We start from the raw sequence: 18,259 nt of genomic DNA on the forward strand, positions 1-18,259 counted from the left end.
CTTATTGAAATTCAGGTCTGCTGGTAACCTAGAGATCTAACAGGGGCTAGGATCATCTATGCTACACTCTTGACAGGTTTGGTCAGTTTGGTGTTCAACACAGCCGGAGGGGCAGTCATAAACCTCGTAAATATAGCAGATTGTGTCGCCACCACCGGCATATCCTCCGTAACAGGTTTCATAATTTGTATAGCAATCAGCAGTCCCGTGAGCAGTTGTCCCGACACTATCATCTGATTCAGAGCCAGATTGTAGGTCATCAGACGTTATAATCTGTGGTCCATCTTCTCTCGACACCTTACCATGTGAGCTCTTTTCGCTAGGTTCTACCTGAATTGTGACTAATTCATTTACCTCAATCCTCAGAAGTGCGCGCCAACTATCTCCGTTAGGCACAACAAGAGTATCTGTCTTCTCAGATTCAGTAGGGTCTTCGACTATTTCGCTCACATCTGTTGTCGAAATATCGCCTCGAGAGTGTAGCTCATCAACGACGCCTGATGCATGCGTTTGCACAGCCTCGACGTAGCTTTCTTTAGAGCTGTAACTCTCATAGAGATCTCGCGCTTCTTGGTCAACTTCGATCTCAGAAGCGGCGACAGACTGCCCAGTTGCCCCGATTAGTCCTGCAACCGCTCCGGCACCCATCTTAGCTAAGACAGACCGTCGCCGAATTTTGCTATCCATGCTTGAATTACCTTCATTCATCTTTGCCATTACAATCCACTATTTTCATGGCATGTATTAAAGTCTTTACATACGAATATATACTTATACAAATATCGAAATAATCAATAATATTTCATATAATCCAGCGTTTATGGCCTACTCAACAGGAGGTGAGAAGCTTCTCACAACGGTCGAGTCGTTCCTCGGCGCATTATTGATGGCGTTGCTGGTGTTCGTTCTCGGACGCCGAGCGATGTGGTGACTCTCGTATCCCCATCGCTCTGGCTCAAATCATCCCGACGTAGGACCGGAATCGACACCGCCGACCGGAGAGGAGACCGACCGCACGACAGCGACCCCCGCGAGGAACACCGCGCCGAGGACCCCGACCGCGAGGACGGGCGTGGCGGCGTCGGCGACGACGCCGCCGAGCAGGTAGAGCGGGAGCCGAACCAGCGCGTACGCCATCGACACCGCGCTCAGGACGGTCGCGCGCCCGACCGACTCGACGTGGTCGTTGACGTGCTGGGTCACGATGGGGTGGAGCAACGACCGCGACCCCTTGAGGGCGAAGAACGTCGGGAACGCCAGCAGGGGCCACGCCACGGGCGCGAGGAGGGAGACTCCGAGCGCGACCGGGACGGCGACCATCGCGCCCCGGACGCCGAGGCGGTCCTTGACCGCCCCGGCGTAGTAGCTCGCGACCGCCGAGACCCCGGTGAAGGCGGCGTACAGCAGTCCCATCGAGGCCACCGGAACCCCGAGCGTCTCGGTGCTGATGGGCTGGACGTAGGTGTTGGCCGCCTCGACCACGCCGAAGAACAGCGCGGCGTAGAGGACGAACGACCGGAGGGGCGGGCGGGTCAGCCGGTCGCGGAGGACCGGCAGGGCTTCGAGGACGGTGAAGTGCGTATCATCCTCGTTACCGTCGGCGTACTGGCGGTTCTTCGGGAGCGCGAACAGGACGAACACCCCCGCGCCGTTCAGGACGCCCGACGCGACGAAGGGGTAGGTCGGGTCGATGCCGTAGAGGACCCCGCCCGCGAGCATCGCGACCACGGTCACGGCCTGCCGGACCGACTGGCCGCGCCCCCGGACGTGGGCGAACCGGCCCTCGTCGAGTTCGGCTTCGAGGGTGTCGTAGAGCCACGCGTCGCCCGACCCCGAACGGAACACGAGCGAGAGGGTCCACAGGACGTACAGCGCGGCGAGACCGAGGTACGACTCCACGACCGCGAACCCGAAGATGGAGACGGTCATGAACGCCGACCCCGCGAGGAGGCTGTTGCGGCGGCCGATGCGGTCGCAGACGTAGCCGGTCGGTATCTCGCCGACGACGGTCAACACGGCGTACAGCATGCTCAGCGACGAGATGGCGGTGTAGGTCAGCCCCCTGTCCAGCAGGAACAGGGTGAAGATTGGCGAGAAGAACCCGAACGAGACGGTCGCCTGATAGCAGTAGTACTCGAACACGGGCGACGGCGGGCGGCGGTCGAACACGGCGTTCTCGGACCGGAATTGTCCCCCACCAGTCAAAAGCACTCGCTGAATCGAATTCCTGTAAGTAGTCAGACAAAAAGGAGAAGGCCGTGGACGAGAATCGTCGGGTATGGTCGAACGCGAGAAGTCGTGGACCGTCCTCGGACTGGGCGGTGCGGCGAGCCTCTGCTGTCTCGGGAGCGCTCTGGTCGGCGGTGCGGCGGTCGGGGGCGCGGCGCTCACCACCGGCGCGGTCGCCGGAGGACTCGGCGCGGGCCTCGCGCAGGTGCTCGTGACGATACTGACGGTCGGCGCTCTCGGACTCGCGTGGCGGGTGTTCGGCGGGGGAGCGAGCGGGGACGGCGGGCGAGCGTGTCGTCGCCGCTAGTCGAACCGGCCCGTCTCCGCGCCGCACTCGACGCACCGCGTGAGGAGAGCGTCTGCGTCCTCGGCGCGCGATATCTCGTTCGACGTTCGCTCACCGCACTCGGGACACTCTCGGCGCATGTCGAGGTCGCCGCTCTCCCGGGGCGCGCCGACGGCGAGCGCGACGACGCGCTCGCCGTCGCGATTGACTCCTCGCTGGTACTCGCCGGGTGCGAACCGGACGACCTCGCCCGACTCGACCGCGACCTCGCCGTCCTCGGTCTCGAAGGTGACCGTCCCCGACCGGACGCAGAACACCTCCTCCTGGCCGGAGTGTGCGTGATACCCGAACGCGAAGCTGTCGCCGGGCGCGAGCTCGAAGTAGTTCATCGAGAGGTCGGTCGCGCCGAGCGCGTCGGTCAGGGGCCGCTTCACGTCGGCCGGACCCGGTCGCGACCGGACCTCCTCGATTCGGACCTTCTCCATGTCGGGGGATATTCGCCCGACGACAAAGCCGCTTGGGTGGACGGTTCTGACTTAAAGTTCCGCCGGACGCTCGGGAGGTCGCACCGACCCACCCCATCACGTCCCGCGTTTTTAGCCCGACCTAAACCTCTCGCGTCGTCGACAGTTTTAAGTTAGGGACCTTGTTTTAAGTACCCGCTCGGCGTGTGTTCTTGCAGGTGAACTAGCATGGCTATCGATCCGCAATTCCAAGAGAACCGCGAGAAGGTCGACACGCACGAGGGACACGACGTCTGGGGTCCCGTGGACGAACCCGAGAAGCTTGGCATCCACGGCACCCACGTCGCCGTCGACTTCGACATCTGCATCGCCGACGGCGCGTGTCTGGAGGACTGCCCCGTCGACGTGTTCGAGTGGGTAGACTCCCCCGACCACCCCGAGAGCGAGCGCAAGGCCGACCCGGCCAACGAGGCCCAGTGCATCGACTGCATGCTCTGCGTCGACGTCTGTCCGGTCGACGCCATCGACGTGGACGCGGGCCGGGTCTGATCCGGCGATTTTTCGGCGAACGACGGGGCGAGAGTCGCTACTCCGGCCGGTCCACGTCGAGTTCCTGTCGGAGCGACGCGAGCGCGTCGGTCTCGGCGAGGTTCTCGAACTGCTCGCGGAAGTGGCGGTCGCAGAGGCCGACCCTGACGCCGCCTTTCTCGGGGGCGAACGTGGCTTCCCGGTCGCAGTAGTGACACCGCATACCTCGGGATACGTCCTGCATCGAATTGAACCCTGCGCTCGGACCCCTTGAACCCACCGCCGATAGCGACCGCACCGACAGCGACACCGCCGGGCCCGCTTACAGCGACACCGCAGACCGGAAGTGGCGGTACTCGGGCTTCGAGAGGCCAGCGCGCCCCAGAACGTCGTCGTGGGCGTCGCTCCCGCCCGTGGGAACGAGGTCGTGTTCGGCGACCGCGCGCTCGACCGGTCGCTCGTCGACCTCCCGGTCGTAGGGGTAGTAGCGCTCGACCGCGCCGAGGTGCTCGGTGAGTTCGAGCGCGGCCTCTGGGTCGTCGTACCGGTAGGGGTGGGCCAGCCCGACCAGCCCGCAGGCGTCGGTGAGGAGTTCGACGCCGCGCTCGAAGGAGGTCACCTCACGGCCGACGAAGCAGGGGCCGTCGTTCCCGATGAGTTCGTCGAAGGCTTCCCCGTAGTCGTGGCCGCTGTCGGGATGCTCGTCGATGGCGCGGGCGATGTGGGGCCTGCCGAGCCCCTCGCGGGCCTCGATACCGAGGTCGACGCCGAGGCGCTCCTCGACGTTCTCGATAATCTTCCGACCGCGCTCTTCGCGGTCGGTCTGGATGCGGTCGAGTTCCTCGACCAGTTCGGGCGTCGGGGTGACGCCGTAGCCCAGCAGGTCGACTCGCTCTCCCCCCTCGGGCTCGACTCGGAGTTCGATGCCGTGGACGACGGTCACGCCCTCCAGCACGCCGACGGGCGTCGGGAGGTCTGGGTGGAGACGGTCGTGGTCGGTGACCGCGACGACCGAGACGCCCGCGTCGCGGGCGGCCGACGGCAGCCCGGAGAGTTCCAGCTCGCCGTCGGAGTTGGTCGTGTGGACGTGGAGGTCGGCGAAGACGCTCATACGCCCCGATGGAAGCCGAGTACCGAAAGCGCTTCGGGACGAAAACGCGCCATTAAACGACCTTAAGGACTACCCTACCGTATGGCGGCAACCTTTATCATTAACTTCCATGTAGAATACGTCGATGTCACTGAAACAGGCGACGACCCTGCTCGACCGCCACGACTACCCCGCGACCTCCGCCCAGCTCGCCGACTCGTACGGCGACTACGAACTCGACCTCCCCAACGGCACCGAGACCCTCGGCGAGGTGTTCGCCCGGGTCGATTCGGAGACCTTCGCCGACTCCCGGGAGGCCGAGGAGACGATGTACTCCGCGGTCAGCCGCAAGGCCATCGGCCGCGAGGGGTACAGCGACCGCGACCCGACGGTGCTCGGGACCGACGGGCCGGGACAGGTCTCGTTCTGAATCGAGAGGACAGTCGGACCCCGTTTTTTCGGAGACTCACACCCGCTTCACGGCCCCGCCAAGGTCCAGCGGCACCGACCCCTTGCTGTAGGCCTCGACCTCGCCCGAGGGCCGGGCCCGGAACACCACCGCGGGCCGGTGGTGGACGCCGGGCTGTTCGCCCTTGACCGCACGCCACTCGTCGTCGCGGAAGCTCGAACAGTCCACGAACAGCACCGCGCCGCCGCCGTGCTTCTTGAGCTGGCCGGAGGTCTTGGTCTCTGCCGTCTCTCTGACCGCGGCGACAGGGGTGCTCGCGTTCCGGCGGGTCGGCGGGCGCGGCCGGGTCACTTCCACGAGGGGCGACTCGCCGCCCTTGGGCGATTCCGCGTGGAAGTCGAGCGAGTGGCCGGTCGTGACCTCGATTTCCGGCGTGACCTCGTACCCCGCGTCGGTCAGCAGTTTCGCGGCGGTGAACTCGGTCATCGCCGAGGCCATCCGGACGGGGTCGACCTGCGGGCTGGTCCCGAGCTTCGAGGACATGGTGTACCGGTAGTCGTCGAGCACGCCGGTCGAGAGGAACTCCTCGTAGAACGAGAGGGCCCCCTCGCGGGTCGCGTCGGGGAACCCGGCGGCGTGTTCGCGGAAGAACCTCCGGGTGGACTCGCGGCCGTCCTTCGAGAAGAAGACGGGGAGGAAGAACCACGAGAGGTGGTCGTACTCGGCCAGCCACGGGTCCTCGACCTGCAGGTCGGCGAGGAGTTCGCGCTGGGCCCACCGCGCGACGGGGTAAGGGACCTCGTCGAAGGTGTACTTCTCGGTGCGCCAGAGGGTCGAGGGCGTCTCGGTGTTACCGAGCCAGAAGGCCGCCTCGTCGTTCCATGTGAAGAGCGCGAGGTCGCCGTTTCCCATCTCGATGCGGCGGGTCTCGTAGCCGTTCGGCCCCGCGTAGTGGGGCGTCAGGAGGTCTGCGCCGAACTTCTCGTCGAGGGGCCGAAGCAGGTCGCGTTCGATTCGGTCGTCGGTCCACCGCTCCATGGAGCGGCGAAAGCGGAGCGGGCTTGCCACGCCTCGTGGTAGTCGGCCGAGGGATTTACGTGTTGTGTCGCTCGCGAGCGAGACGGCCGCCCGCGTGAGGTCCCCGCCGGTGGGGCATTTCGACATCATTTCGACGAGTGGAAAGAATGTGATTATCCGTTACATTCATTACCTCTCCTTCCCAAGCATGAGTGTGGTTGTCATGTCAATGGGTGCCTATGACGAAGACGAACACGAGCGCCGGGAACGGAAGAACAACACGGTCGACGTCAGCGACGACGACGACCGGACGACCTACCACGGCACGGTAGAGTACGATTCCGGCGACTCCGCGGAGGACCTGCTCGACCAGTTCCAGCAAATCAAGTCGGGCAAGTAGCTCTGAATCCTGTCCTGCGTCTCGCGTCCTTCCATCATTCCTGCCAACCGGGCGTCCCGGGAGCGCCGCGGTCGTCCTCGACGCGCTCGGCGACCACGGGGTCGGGAGCGCTCGCGCCGGATTCTCCGGCGCGGCGCTCCCAGTCGGCGACGGCCCGCCCGACCCACGAATCGGCCTCGCGGGCCTCGGCGAGCGCCGACTCGAACGTCTCGTCGTCGACCGCCCCGGTGCCGGGCGCGGAGGCGACGGCGGCCGCGACGAACAGCGCGCGGTCCTCGTCGGTCGGGTCGTCGCGCGCGATGCGCGCGACGACGCCCTCCAGCCGGTCGGGGTCGGGGAAGGCGAACACCTTCTGGCCGACCGCCTGCGGGCCGAACAGGAGCGCCGAGAGGTCTTCTGGCGGGTCGTCGTCGAGCAGGCGCTCACCGCCGTCGGACTCGTCCGACGAGACTCGGGAACCGTCGGTTCCCTCACCCCCGAACGCCTCCTCGACGCGCTCGCACTCGGTCTCGCTCCCGAGTTCGAGGTTGTGGCCCGGGTACTCGGAACACTCCTCGGGGTAGGTCTCCTCGCCGTGAATCCGACACTGGAGGGTCGTCGGGTCGAGGAACGCGCAGGTGGGGAGCCACGTCGGTTCGGTCCCGAAGGGGCCGACCGGCTTGGGTGGCTTGCGGAGTCCGAGGAAGAAGACGGGCCGCTCGGCGATTGCGGCGACCGAGACGCCGTCTATCTCGACGCCGTCCTCGTCGCGCCAGAGCCGGGGCGTCGTCGCGTCGGCCAGCCCCGCGTCGAGGAGCGCGCGGGCGTCGTCGCGGGTCAGCGGGACGAGGTTGTACGCGTCGTCCAGCGGGGTCCGCGGCCCCCTGCGCTCGTGGTCGCTGGGGTCGGGCGCGATGGGTCGCCAGTCGATGCAACAGCCAGCACAGCCCTCGCAATTCACCTCCATGTCCCGCGGCGGTACGCGTCGAGAGAGCATAAGCGTAGGGCGGCGAGAGAGCAGAGGCGTAGGACGAGGCCCGCTCGCGACCGAGACCCGCTCGTGCGACCGATGTGCGAACCGCAAGCGGCGAACCGCGACCGTCCGGCATGGAGCCGAATCGGACCGCCGGGACCCGAACACGGTCGCCATCGAGGTGTCTGCCGACCGGCGCGAGCGCTACGTCGCGGAGGCGGGCCGGTTGGCCGACCGCCACGGCCCCGACGACGAGGTCTAGACCACCCGGCGGACGAAGACGCGCCCGTCGGCGTGGACCGTCACCGCGAACTCGCCGACCGCGAACGAGACGCGCCCCTCGTCGCGGCGCGCGCCGCGGCGAGTCGGTTCGAAGAGGGCGTCGAGCGCGTCGGGGTCGACGCTGTCGTAGAGCCGGACGCTCATCTCGTCGGCGGGACGGTCGGAGGCGTCCTCCAGCGCGTCGAGGACCGTCGCGACGAGCGACCGGTCGCTCGTCGCGTCGTGGTGCGCCTGCGAAACGTTCGAGGTGTGTTCGCCGAGCGCGGCCGCCGTCTCGGTCGGGGAGTCTGATTCGTGGCTCATTGGTTTCTCCGTCGGACGGACCGACACTGATACCCAGTCTCACAACGAACCCGTATAAATACGGTTCGGAATCCGTCGGCAGGGCTTTCACCCTGCGCCCGCACTGGGGAGACATGGCCACGCAGACCTGCGAGGGGTGCGGCGACCGGGTGACCATCGCGGGGGGCATCGCCAACCTCTGGACGCTGGAGAAGGAGTCGACCGGCGGGATGACCCTGGAGTTCGAGGGCGACGGGACCGAGCACTTCCTGTGTTTCGACTGCGTCGAGCGACTGCCCGACGACCCGAGCGCCGAGGACGTGGCGGCGCTTTGATGCAGGAACGTGGCCGACGTTCCAGTATGATGAATTGAATATTTAGAAACATTTTTGTCGAGCGAAAACATAGTATACGATGAGGATGCGACGTTGGCGGTTAGCGTAACGCGCCGCCGCGTCGGCGAGGGCAGTGAGGTAGTAGCTCACGGCCCGATGACATCCGGTTTTCAGAACTCGTCGAGTAGATAATCACGCACAGTCGAGTCCGGGAGCCGTTTGACCTGTTCACGAAACGGGTCGTAGCCGCTCGGGTCCGGTTCCGGGGGGATGGCCCGTCCCATCAGCCAACACAGGATTCGAGACCGGAGCTCTTTTTCTTCGACTGGGCGGAGTGATTCGAGACGGTAGACCGGTGTCGGAGTGCCCGCTTTCCGAATCCAGGACGAGTCCAACTCGTGGACGGTCTCGTGTTCTATACCCTCGACAGTCCCGTTATTCGACAGTTTCTTCCGGAGATAGCCCGCGATGTAATCTGCGGCGTTCGACTGCGGATAGGTCCGATCAGCGTCCTGTAGGAAGGTGAGATAGACCGGGCAGATTGCCTGCTGGAAACTCGTATCGAACTCCATGGCGAGTTGCTTCCGGAGATGTTCACTGTAGGAACTGTATCCATCTCGTTTGCCATCGTGAAGCAGGACTGCGGGGTCGCTCTTACCGTCGAATATTCTTTGGTCGAGCGCATCCGTCATCGCCTTCTTGGTGGCGACACTCACCGCCGTTGCTCGGTCCTCTTGGTCGAAGCCGCCCGCACAGACGACTGCGGCCCACGTAATCGGAGTCGTCGAAAGTGCGTCGACGAAGCTTCGAACGCTGCGTTGACGCTCGGCCTGGTTTGCTGGACCGTGTCGGACGAGGGTCGATGATTTGTGTTCGAACGGCTTGAGGCCGTTTTCGATCATCGTCCGAACCAATTGTACGTCGTTCTCGCGATGGGTTCGGACTGCAACCGTCACACAGAGGCCATCCGAGGACGCCTCGTTTCCGGACTCATCGACACCGACGAGGTGGTTTGCACGGACATGATGGTCTTCGTTCGTAATGCAAACCGGGCGGAGAGAGGGTGGCATTCAGGCTACCGAACACTAATCCGATACGTTTCCTTTAGTTGTTCGTCTTCCGAACGATGGTCGAACCACCGGAACCAGCAGGCTTTATCCATCGCACTCTCGTGAATTAGGACAGTGAACCCCGAGCGGATATTCGAGGAGTTCCCCGCGCCCTCCTTCCGCGGCAACCAACGCGAGGCGCTCGCCGACATCCGGGACGCCTTCGCGGCGGGCAACGACGTGGTGCTGGTTCGCGCGCCCACCGGGAGCGGCAAGTCCCTGCTCGCCCGGTCAATCGCGGGGTGCGCCAGACGCCCCGACGAGGCCGCGCCGAGCGACGCGACCGGCGCGTACTACACCACGCCGCAGGTCTCCCAGCTCGACGACGTGGCCGAGGACGACCTGCTCGACGACCTCAAAATTATCCGGGGCAAGCGCAACTACTCCTGTATCCTGCCGGGCGAGACCGACACGCCGGTGAATCGGGCCCCCTGCGCCCGCGAGAAGGGCTACGACTGCTCGGTCAAGCACCGGTGTCCGTACTTCTCGGACCGCGCCATCGCGAGCAACCGAGAAATCGCGGCGATGACGCTGGCGTACTTCATGCGGACCGCGGGGTCGGAGGTGTTCCGAAAGCGCGACGTGGTGGTAATAGACGAGGCCCACGGCCTCGCGGAGTGGGCCGAGATGTACGCCACCATCGACCTGAACCCCCGGACGGTCCCCGTCTGGGACGACCTCAAGGTGCCCGAGATCACCGGACTGGACCGCGCGGTCCGGTACGCAGACAATCTGGTCGAGACCCTTCGACACCGCAAGGACGACCTCGTCGCCAAGCCGGAACTCGACCCCCACGAGGCCGCCGAGCGCGACCGCCTGCAGGAACTCATCGGCGAACTCGACTGGTTCGTCGAGGACTACCGCGATGCCGAGAGCGCGACGACGTGGGTCGTCGACCAGCAGGACGAGAGGGGCGGAGGCGGGAGCGGGGCCGACGGGGGCGGCCCCATCACCATCAAGCCGATGAACCCCGAGCGCTACCTCAGCCACACCGTCTGGGAGCGCGGGAACAGGTTCGCGCTCCTCTCGGCGACCATCCTCAACAAGGAGGCGTTCTGTCGGCAGGTGGGGCTCGACCCCGACAACGTCGCGCTGGTCGACGTGGGCCACACCTTCCCGGTCGAGAACCGGCCGCTCTACGACGTGACGCAGGGCAAGATGACCTACGAGCACCGCGAGGACACCCTGCCGGACATCGCCCGCGTGCTGGTCCGGGTGATGCAGGCCCATCGGGGCGAGAAAGGGATAGTTCACGCCCACTCCTACGCGATTCAGGAGCGACTCGCCGACCTGCTCGACCGGTTCGGCGTCGGCGACCGAATCCGGACCCACGGCAAGGACGACCGCGACGCCCAGCTGGAGTCGTGGAAGGCGACCGACGGCGAGGAGGTGTTCCTCTCGGTCAAGATGGAGGAGGCCCTCGACCTGAAGGGCGACCTCGCGCGCTGGCAGGTCATCTGCAAGGCCCCGTTCCTCAACACGGGCGATTCGCGGGTCGCCCACCGCCTCGAAGACGGACAGTGGGCGTGGTACTACCGGGCCGCGCTCCGGACCGTGATTCAGGCCTGCGGTCGGGTGATTCGAGCCCCCGACGACCACGGCGCGACCTACCTCGCGGATTCGAGCCTCCTGCAGGTGTTCGACCGCGCGGCGAGCGACACTCCGCCGTGGTTCACCGAGCAGGTCGAGCGGATGAGTCGGCCCGACCTCCCGGAGTTCGACCCCGCGAGCGCGAGCGAGTCGGCGGGCGGTGCGGGCAGAAGGTCGAGGAATCGTCGGCGCTCGCGGTCGGAGTCGAGAGCGGGGTCGGAATCGCGCTCGGGGTCGCAGTCGGGGACCAGTTCGCGGTCCGGGTCGTCGGGCGGAACGAGCAGGAAGAGTCCGATGGCCGACGTGTGGGACGACAGCATGTGAGTTCTCGCGGTGACGCGGTCCACGCGAATCGGCCGATGACGCAAACAACGGGGTGGGAATGAAAGGGGCCGCCCGGTCGCGTACAGTTTAGTCGCCTCAGCGACCCCTATCCGCGGCGGGCTGTGCGGAGAGCCGCGGATATGTCGCTGAGCGACCGCGACCGGGCGGGGGCTTTCGAGGACCTCACGGTGTTTTCTGTTCAGTCACGTAGCGACCGGGCGGGGGCTTTCGAGGACCTCACGGTGTTTTCTGTTCAGTCACGTAGCGACCGGGCGGGGGCTTTCGAGGACCGATTCGCGTCGTATCCCCTGATGAAACTGATTCTCACGCGAGACGCTAGCTACTCCCGGTACCTATGAGACCGCGACCGCACAGCACCGCCACTGCACCGCACCGCGCCCCGTGCCTCCCCGCGTACGCGCTCGGTCGCGCCCGCACCGCAATCGCGACCGAGCGCGCGGCGCATCCGGTGGTGAAAGGCCGGTTTCGCGGAAACCGGTTGGCGGAGTTCCACTCGGAACACTCGCGTCCGACCCGTGACGTAGCTTTATGGCCATCGGTAGCGAACCGCACTCCGACCATGGGGGGTTTCCGAAACGACACCGAGAGGGGAGAATCGACCGCGAAACGCCGAAGCGTCCTTCGCGCGCTCGGAGGCGCGGGGGCCGTCGCGGCGCTCGGGAGCGCGGGTGCGGCCGCCGCGGGCACGCCCGCGGCGGCGCGAGCGCGGGCCAGACAGGACGGCGAGATAGACCCGGTGTACGGCTATCCGGCCCAGTCAGGGGAGGAGGAACCGCCGGTCAGCCCGAACGTCGAGGTGACGCTCGAAATCCGGCCCCGGGACGCGCCGATTCCGGAGTTCGTCTTCGAGCCGACCGGCCTCTACCTCGAACCCGGCGACACGGTCCGGTTCAGCTACGAGTCGCCACACCACACGGTCACCGCCTACCACCCCGAGTTCGGGTACGTCCCGCGCGTGCCGGAGGGGGTCCCGCCGTTCTCGGCCCCGCCGCTCCCGGTGGGCGGGTACTGGCTGTACACGTTCGAGCAGGAGGGCGTCTACGAGCTCCACTGCGCGCCCCACGAGATATTCGGCCACGCGATGCGCATCGTCGTCGGGTCGCCGAGCGGCCCGGCCGCCGACCCCCTGCCAGACGTGTGCGAGACGGCGGGGACGGCCACGACCGAGGAAACGGAAGCGGAGACGGCCACGGCCGAAGGGATGGATACCGAGACGACGGAGGTGGAGACGACGCCCGACGAAGGCGGGGGAGAAGGCGAGGAAGAGGGACCGGCGCTACCGCGGTTCGGCGCGTACACCGTCCTGCGCGACCCGGCGCTCGAACCCGACAACATCGTCGACGAGCGCCGGGTCAGGTGGGACGACCTCGACCCGGAGAGCAAGCGGTTATTCCTCCGCGTCGAAGGGTTCCCGCCCTGCTGAGTCGGATCGACCGGAGCGCCGCGCGGGCCACGGTGGTCGCTCGCGCGGGCGCGACGCCGCTCAGAAGAACGAGGCGGCGTAGGCGACCCCCGACGTGATCATCAGTAGCACGAGGAACAGCGAGATGAGCTTCTGGCGCGTGTCGTCGTCCATATTCGACCGGAGCGTATCGAGCGAAATAATTCTTCGGGTCAGTCGACGCGAGCGTCCACGACGACGTGCCAGACCCCTTCGCTGTGGCTCTTGACTCGGCGGCGGTCGAGCACCTCGACCTCGCGGCCGCGCTCGCTCGCGGCCGCGTGGAGGCGCGAGACCGGCCGATTCCAGAGCAGTTCCTCGGGCGTTGCCTCGTGGAGGTGGACGACGCCGCCGGGTTTCAGCGCCGCGAGCGCCGAATCGAGGTACTCGTGGGCTTCGTAATAGCCCATCACCACGCGGTCGGCGGCGGGGTCCAGTTGCACGTCCCGGCAGTCGGCGCGGAACGCCGAGACCCGGTCGGACACGTCGTTGAGCATCGCGTTCTCGATGAGGTAGCGGAACGACGCGGGGTTCTTCTCGGTCGCGGTCACGTCGGCACCCGCGCGGGCCATCGGGAGGGTGAAGTAGCCGATGCCCGCGAACATGTCGAAGACGCGCTCGCCGGGGGCGACGACCTCGCCCATCCGGGCGCGCTCGGCCTTGTTGCCCGGCGAGAACATCACCTCCGAGAAGTCGAGCGCGTACCGGGTGCCGTGCTCGGCGTGGACCGTCTCGGTGTCGCCAGTCCCCGCGACGACCTCGACCGAGGGCTCGCGGAGTTCGCCGGAGACGCCCTCGCGGGCCAGCACGGTGTCGGCCTCGCCGTGGAGGTCGAGCAGGGCCTCGCCGACCTCTCCGCGGTCGAGGTCCCCCCGGTCGGGGTCGAACGCCGCCCCGTCGAAGGTCACGAGGACCACGCTCCCGACGACCGCCCACGACCCCGGCGCGCGCGCTATCTCGTCGTCGGACCACCCGCGCTCGCGGAGGTGGGCGTCGAGGTCCGGCAGTCTGCGCTCGGGAGCGACCTGCTCGACCACGTCCAGCACCGCGGTCTCGGTCGGCGGGTCGGTGACCGGGAGTTCGACCGTCTCGTCGTCGCGCTCCCGGACCTTCCGGGCCGGGTCGTAGACGCCCTCCTCGCGGAGCGCGGCGATGATCGCCTCGCTCTCGGGCTTGCCGACCACCGCGGCGAGGGCCGGGTCGGGACTGCTCGTCATCGCTCGGGCACGACGTGGAGGCCCGCCCGCGTCTTGACCACCGGCACGGTCTCGGCGTCGGGGTCGAGGTAGTCTGGGCGGGCGACCGTCTCGGCGCGGTACGTCTCGGGGTCGAGCACCTGCACCGCGCGCTCGTCCTCGACCGTGACGAGGGTCGTCTCCGCGGCGTCGTCGAGGTCGGCGAGGCGACGCGCCTCGGGCGCGTCGCCCTCCTCGAACGACGCCTCGTAGGGTTCGCCCGTGGTGAGTCTGGTCCCCTTGAGGTTCCCGCGGACGCTCCGGACGAGGACCGGGCCGTCGCCGTCCTCGGGGTCGATTATCTCGCCGGGCGCGTACGGCGGCAGGCGAATCGCGTAGGTCACCCGGTAGACCTCGTTGCCGTCCTCGTCCTCGGTGACCAGCGTCTCCGAATCCGAGTAGCTCCCGCCGAACTCCTCGACGACCTTCCGGGCGACCTTCATCCCGATTTTGTTGGTCGAGACCTTGAGGTCGACGCCGTCGTCGGTCTCGTTGACCTCGGTCACGAACGCGTCGCGGTCGCCGGTCGCCTCCATGTCGGCGACGATTTCGTGGGCGATCTCCTCGGCGCGCTCGACCTCCTCGGCGGTCGGCGTCCGGTCCTCGGCGCGGACCTGCACGATGCTGGCGTAGTAGTCGCCCGCGATGCGACCGCATCGGGTGCAGGTCTCTCTGGAGATTTTCACGGGGACGACGACCTCCTCCTCGACGAAGGTGTCGCGGACGAGTCCCGAGAAGCGACAGTGCATCCGGATGGTGTTCTGGTCGACCTGCTCGGGGTCGACCTGCCACGACACGTCGCGGGCATCGAGGTGGACCCCGAGCGACTCGCTGACCGCCTCGATGGCGACGTCGGTGTAGTCGCGGGCGTCCACGTCGACCCAGCGGTTGCCGCGGTGGACCGCCCCGCAGCGCGAGCAGACCCGGACCTCGATGCGGTCGGGCGCGTCCACGAGGTCGAACCGGTCGAAGTAGCACGCGTCGCAGAGCTTCTGCTCCTTGCCCCGCATCCCGGCCGCATCCGGTACCACCGGGCGCTCGGCGGGGTCGTTCTCGATGGGGTCCCCGCAGTTCGGGCAGAACTCGCGGGTCTCTGTCGTCATGGTGCGCGGTAGGGGTCTCGCGGGTTTAAGTCTGAAGAAGCGGTCGGAACGGTGTACGACGGGGTCAGTCATCTTCGGCCGGGTCCGAGTCCTGAAGGGAATTCAACGTATGCCGAACGCGGGCGTATCCGAAAAACGAGAGAACGGCGACCGTAAACGAGAAGACGGTTAGCACTCGCTCCCAGTTGCTCAGGAGCCAGTCGGCGGCGTTCGAGAGCGCGCGCGACAACCGGCACGGAATCCTGCAGTCGTCGCGTATCCGAACCGTCGCCGTCGCGTTCTCCCTCGTGAGGGTCGACTCTTCGACGTAAATGGCCGTGGCGTTCATCGTGTGCGTTCCCTCGGAGGAATCGCCGTACACGGTCATCGGAAACACGCGGGAACCGCCGGGTGTCAGATCGAACTGGAGGAGTGTGCCGTACATCTGCTGGTACGGGGTATCCGGAGGGGTCGCCGCTACCGTCACGTTGATCGAATCGGGAGGGGGTTCGTATCCCGCGTAGAGAAACCCGGAGACCTGCTCGTCGTTGTCCGGCGGGTTCGAGACGACCAACTGGAACGATTTCGAGCGACTCCACAGGTCGGTCTCGGGGCGGTCCAGTTCCACTTCGACCGGGGTGAGACGCACTTCCAGAGAGCCATCCGAAGCGTAGGCGGTCCCCTGTCTCGGTTCCGCGTCAGAGCCGACTGCTGAAGAAGCCCCACCGGGAAGAATCGGGTACCCGAGGACTATCAAACCGAGCAGAAATAGCGCCACGGTTCGATTCATCTAGTTCCCCAAGCGCTCTAGTGCGACATTATAGGATATTAACCTTTTGCGACCGGGCAGACGCTCGATACGTTCCCGAAGAGAGCCGAAGCGAGTACCGCCGGAACCGTCCAGACTCTCGCCCTACCCGAACACCTCGCCCACGGCGTCGCCCAGCACGCCGACTGCCTCGCGAATCTCGGCCTCGCCGACGCACAGCGGCGGCGCGATTATGAGCTGGATGTCGGGCCGCCCGCCGCCGACCAGCACGCCCTTCTCCGTGGCGACCTCCCGGACCTCGGCGACGGGGTTGTCGCCCTCCTCGCCCTGGTCGCCCGCCCACGGGTCCACGAAGGGGTCGCCCGTCTCGGGGTCGGCGAACTCGACGCCCCAGAGCAAGCCCCTGCCGCGAACGTCCGAAATCGCGTCGTAAGCCTCCGCGAGGCCGCGGAGTTCGGATTCGAGGACGGGCGCGAGGTCCCGACAGTTGTCGACGAGGCCGTCGTCGTAGGCGTCCATCGCGGCGACCCCCGCGGCGCACGCGACCGGGTGGCCCGCGAAGGTCTGGCCCAGGTCCACGCCCTCGGCGCGGAGTTCCGCGCCGAGGGCGTCGTTCACGAGGACGCCCGCGAGCGGCGCGTAGGCGCTCGTGACGCCCTTCGCGAAGGTGATCGCGTCCGGAGTCACGCCCTCGGTCTGGATGCCGAACCAGTCGCCACACCGGCCGAATCCGGTGATGACCTCGTCCGAAATCAGGAGGACGTCGTACTCGTCGCAGATGTCGCGGACGCGCTCGAAGTAGCCCGGCGGCGCGGGGTAGGCCCCGCTGGTCCCGCCGATGGGTTCGGTGAGGACCGCGGCGACCGAGTCGGGACCCTCGTTTCGGATCACGAATTCGAGGTGGTCGGCCGCCTGCTCGGCCAGTTCTTCGGGCGTCTCGGCGTCGAACGCGCCGGGAAGCGGCGGGAGGAACTTCCCGGACCCCGAGGTCGCGGCGTGGCGTTCGAGGGTCGCGCGCGTGCCGGGGTCGCCGGTGAGCGCGCCAGCGCCGTAGGTGCCGCCGTGGTACGACCGCCAGCGGGTCAGGACCTTGTGGGCGTCCTGATGGGCGCGGGCGAACTGGACGGCCGACTCGTTGGCCTCGCTTCCGGAGACCGCGAAGTACACGTCCGAGAGGCCGTCGGGCGCGACCTCCGCGAGTCGGTCGGCCAGCGCCGAGCGCGCGTCGTTGTGCTTCGACGAGGAGACGTACGGAATCCGGCGGGCCTGTTCGGCCATCGCCTCGACGATGGCGTCGTTGCTGTGGCCCGCGTTGACGCAGTAGAGTTGCGAGAGGAAGTCGAGGTACTCGGTGCCCTCCTCGTCGTAGACGTACGCGCCCTCTCCGCGGGTGACGGTCGGGACCTCCCCGTCGCCGTCCGACCAGTGCGGGACCGGGCCGGTGGACGTCGCCAGTTGCTCGCTCATAGCCACATGTTGACGTACGACCCGATAAGTATTCTCGACCGGACAGACGGCGGCAGGCAGGTACGAGACCCCTTCGGAGCGACGGTCAGGCGACCCCTTCGGAACGGCGGTCGAGCGACCGCTCCGGAGCCACGGTCAGGCGACCACCGTCGGAAGACCGTCCGAGGAGAGGGCCGCGTACGCCAGCGCGAACAGGAGAGCGTCGTAGAAGCCGTGGACCAGAATCGGCACGAGGAGGTTGTCGGTCCAGACGTAGAGGTAGCCCAGCAACATCGACAGGCCGAACAGGATGGCGAGGGTCACGCCCACCGCGAGCGGGTCGGGCGTCGCCACGAACGTGGTCGGGACGTGGACGAGCGCGAACAGGACGCTGGCGAGCGCGACCGCGCCGAACTCCGGGAGCGACTCGGCGAGGTACCGCTGGACCACGCCGCGGAACAGGAGTTCCTCGGCCGGGCCGATGACGAGTATCGACAGCGGGACCAGCGCGAGCAGGGTCACCAGCAGGCCCTCCTCGGCGAGCTGGGTGACAGAGTTGCCCGCGAGCGGGAGGCCCGCCGCCTGCGCGGCGAGGATGGCGGCGATACGAAAGACGAACAGGCCGACGGTCCCGGCGATGACGAATCCGAGCGCCCGGCGGTCCAGCAGTCCGATATCGAGGTAGCCCAGCCCCCGACGCGTCACGCGGAGGAAGACGAGCGCGGCCGCCACGAATCCCAGTTCCGAGAGGACGAGCGCCGCGACGAACTGGGTCACGAGGTCGAGCGAGACCACGAACACGGGAATCGACAGCAGGACGCTGAACACGACCCCGAGGGCCGAGACGCCGGTCGCGGTGGCGATGCTCCGGACCGGCCCGGCAGTGCGGTGGGACATCGTGACCCTTCGACGACGTGTGCGGGTAAATACGTTCGGCGGGTCGTCGCGGCGATGGGAGAGCGGCCGAA

Annotated in this window: 22 protein-coding genes; 8 read left to right on the top strand and 14 right to left on the bottom strand. The window is 66.9% G+C overall.

The window, feature by feature from the left end; all coding sequences use genetic code 11:
* Positions 1-36: 36 nt before the first annotated feature.
* On the bottom strand, positions 37-717 hold the full coding sequence (locus NGM10_RS07735) for a hypothetical protein (RefSeq protein WP_253483678.1): 681 nt from the start codon (positions 715-717) through the stop codon (positions 37-39).
* A gap of 243 nt (positions 718-960) precedes the next feature.
* Positions 961-2,169: an MFS transporter gene (locus NGM10_RS07740; RefSeq protein ID WP_253483680.1), complete on the bottom strand. Its 1,209-nt coding sequence runs from the start codon at positions 2,167-2,169 to the stop codon at positions 961-963.
* Between the two features lie 109 nt (positions 2,170-2,278).
* Here NGM10_RS07740 and NGM10_RS07745 point away from each other — a divergent pair, with 109 nt between their 5' ends.
* Entirely contained in the window at positions 2,279-2,536 is a 258-nt protein-coding gene (locus tag NGM10_RS07745) for a hypothetical protein (RefSeq protein WP_253483682.1), read from the top strand.
* Here NGM10_RS07745 and NGM10_RS07750 read toward each other — a convergent pair.
* A complete protein-coding gene (locus NGM10_RS07750; RefSeq protein WP_253483684.1) occupies positions 2,533-3,000 on the bottom strand; it encodes a cupin domain-containing protein in 468 nt (155 codons plus the stop codon). The two genes, NGM10_RS07745 and NGM10_RS07750, sit on opposite strands and share 4 nt — an antisense overlap.
* A 207-nt stretch (positions 3,001-3,207) precedes the next feature.
* Here NGM10_RS07750 and NGM10_RS07755 point away from each other — a divergent pair, with 207 nt between their 5' ends.
* Positions 3,208-3,528 carry a 4Fe-4S dicluster domain-containing protein gene (locus NGM10_RS07755; RefSeq protein WP_253483686.1) on the top strand — a complete coding sequence of 107 codons (321 nt, stop codon included), beginning with the start codon at positions 3,208-3,210 and terminating at the stop codon, positions 3,526-3,528.
* 37 nt (positions 3,529-3,565) lie between these two features.
* Here NGM10_RS07755 and NGM10_RS07760 read toward each other — a convergent pair whose 3' ends face one another.
* The gene (locus NGM10_RS07760; RefSeq protein ID WP_253483688.1) at positions 3,566-3,730 is read right to left on the bottom strand and encodes a DUF6757 family protein; all 165 of its coding nucleotides are present in this window, start codon (positions 3,728-3,730) and stop codon (positions 3,566-3,568) included.
* 99 nt (positions 3,731-3,829) lie between these two features.
* Positions 3,830-4,618 (bottom strand): PHP domain-containing protein, encoded by a 789-nt coding sequence (locus NGM10_RS07765; protein WP_253483690.1) that lies wholly within the window; start codon positions 4,616-4,618, stop codon positions 3,830-3,832.
* Positions 4,619-4,742: 124 nt separating this feature from the next.
* On the opposite strand from NGM10_RS07765, the gene NGM10_RS07770 reads away from it, so the two are divergent.
* Positions 4,743-5,027, top strand: coding sequence for a DUF5789 family protein (locus tag NGM10_RS07770; RefSeq protein WP_253483692.1), 285 nt, complete (start codon positions 4,743-4,745; stop codon positions 5,025-5,027).
* 36 nt (positions 5,028-5,063) lie between these two features.
* Here the strand turns inward: NGM10_RS07770 and NGM10_RS07775 are convergent, their stop codons facing one another.
* The gene (locus NGM10_RS07775; RefSeq protein ID WP_253483694.1) at positions 5,064-6,074 is read right to left on the bottom strand and encodes a DUF5784 family protein; all 1,011 of its coding nucleotides are present in this window, start codon (positions 6,072-6,074) and stop codon (positions 5,064-5,066) included.
* Between the two features lie 172 nt (positions 6,075-6,246).
* On the opposite strand from NGM10_RS07775, the gene NGM10_RS07780 reads away from it, so the two are divergent.
* Complete coding sequence (locus NGM10_RS07780; protein WP_253483786.1) at positions 6,247-6,423, top strand: DUF5786 family protein; 177 nt, start codon at positions 6,247-6,249, stop codon at positions 6,421-6,423.
* Positions 6,424-6,457: 34 nt separating this feature from the next.
* On the opposite strand, the gene NGM10_RS07785 is transcribed toward NGM10_RS07780, so the two are convergent.
* Both NGM10_RS07785 and NGM10_RS07790 read right to left on the bottom strand, forming a co-directional pair.
* Entirely contained in the window at positions 6,458-7,369 is a 912-nt protein-coding gene (locus NGM10_RS07785; protein ID WP_253483697.1) for a YkgJ family cysteine cluster protein, read from the bottom strand.
* Between the two features lie 264 nt (positions 7,370-7,633).
* Positions 7,634-7,960, bottom strand: a complete 327-nt coding sequence (locus NGM10_RS07790; protein WP_253483700.1) for a HalOD1 output domain-containing protein — start codon at positions 7,958-7,960, stop codon at positions 7,634-7,636.
* Between the two features lie 113 nt (positions 7,961-8,073).
* Between NGM10_RS07790 and NGM10_RS07795 the strand changes: the two genes are divergently transcribed.
* The gene (locus NGM10_RS07795; RefSeq protein WP_253483701.1) at positions 8,074-8,274 is read left to right on the top strand and encodes a DUF7561 family protein; all 201 of its coding nucleotides are present in this window, start codon (positions 8,074-8,076) and stop codon (positions 8,272-8,274) included.
* 170 nt (positions 8,275-8,444) lie between these two features.
* Here NGM10_RS07795 and NGM10_RS07800 read toward each other — a convergent pair whose 3' ends face one another.
* Positions 8,445-9,344, bottom strand: coding sequence for a hypothetical protein (locus NGM10_RS07800; RefSeq protein ID WP_253483703.1), 900 nt, complete (start codon positions 9,342-9,344; stop codon positions 8,445-8,447).
* Between the two features lie 114 nt (positions 9,345-9,458).
* Between NGM10_RS07800 and NGM10_RS07805 the strand changes: the two genes are divergently transcribed.
* The 3 genes from NGM10_RS07805 to NGM10_RS07815 all read left to right on the top strand — a co-directional run bounded on the left by NGM10_RS07805 (position 9,459) and on the right by NGM10_RS07815 (position 12,741).
* Positions 9,459-11,297, top strand: coding sequence for a helicase C-terminal domain-containing protein (locus NGM10_RS07805; RefSeq protein WP_253483705.1), 1,839 nt, complete (start codon positions 9,459-9,461; stop codon positions 11,295-11,297).
* Between the two features lie 140 nt (positions 11,298-11,437).
* Positions 11,438-11,656: a hypothetical protein gene (locus NGM10_RS07810; RefSeq protein ID WP_253483708.1), complete on the top strand. Its 219-nt coding sequence runs from the start codon at positions 11,438-11,440 to the stop codon at positions 11,654-11,656.
* A 221-nt stretch (positions 11,657-11,877) separates the two neighbouring features.
* Positions 11,878-12,741, top strand: a complete 864-nt coding sequence (locus NGM10_RS07815) for a cupredoxin domain-containing protein (protein WP_253483711.1) — start codon at positions 11,878-11,880, stop codon at positions 12,739-12,741.
* Positions 12,742-12,932: 191 nt separating this feature from the next.
* Here the strand turns inward: NGM10_RS07815 and NGM10_RS07820 are convergent, their stop codons facing one another.
* From NGM10_RS07820 to NGM10_RS07840, 5 genes are all read right to left on the bottom strand, one after another.
* Positions 12,933-13,976, bottom strand: coding sequence for a class I SAM-dependent methyltransferase (locus NGM10_RS07820; protein WP_253483714.1), 1,044 nt, complete (start codon positions 13,974-13,976; stop codon positions 12,933-12,935).
* A complete protein-coding gene (locus NGM10_RS07825) occupies positions 13,973-15,097 on the bottom strand; it encodes a 60S ribosomal export protein NMD3 (protein WP_253483715.1) in 1,125 nt (374 codons plus the stop codon). The genes NGM10_RS07820 and NGM10_RS07825 overlap by 4 nt, the downstream gene beginning before the upstream one ends.
* A gap of 64 nt (positions 15,098-15,161) precedes the next feature.
* Positions 15,162-15,866, bottom strand: a complete 705-nt coding sequence (locus NGM10_RS07830; RefSeq protein ID WP_253483718.1) for a hypothetical protein — start codon at positions 15,864-15,866, stop codon at positions 15,162-15,164.
* A 123-nt stretch (positions 15,867-15,989) separates the two neighbouring features.
* Positions 15,990-17,312: an aminotransferase family protein gene (locus tag NGM10_RS07835; protein WP_253483721.1), complete on the bottom strand. Its 1,323-nt coding sequence runs from the start codon at positions 17,310-17,312 to the stop codon at positions 15,990-15,992.
* A 135-nt stretch (positions 17,313-17,447) separates the two neighbouring features.
* Complete coding sequence (locus tag NGM10_RS07840; protein WP_253476847.1) at positions 17,448-18,188, bottom strand: CPBP family intramembrane glutamic endopeptidase; 741 nt, start codon at positions 18,186-18,188, stop codon at positions 17,448-17,450.
* Positions 18,189-18,259: the final 71 nt, after the last annotated feature.

Origin of the sequence: Halorussus salilacus, from assembly GCF_024138125.1 — an archaeon.
In the GTDB taxonomy this organism is placed as follows: Archaea; Halobacteriota; Halobacteria; order Halobacteriales; family Haladaptataceae; genus Halorussus; species Halorussus salilacus.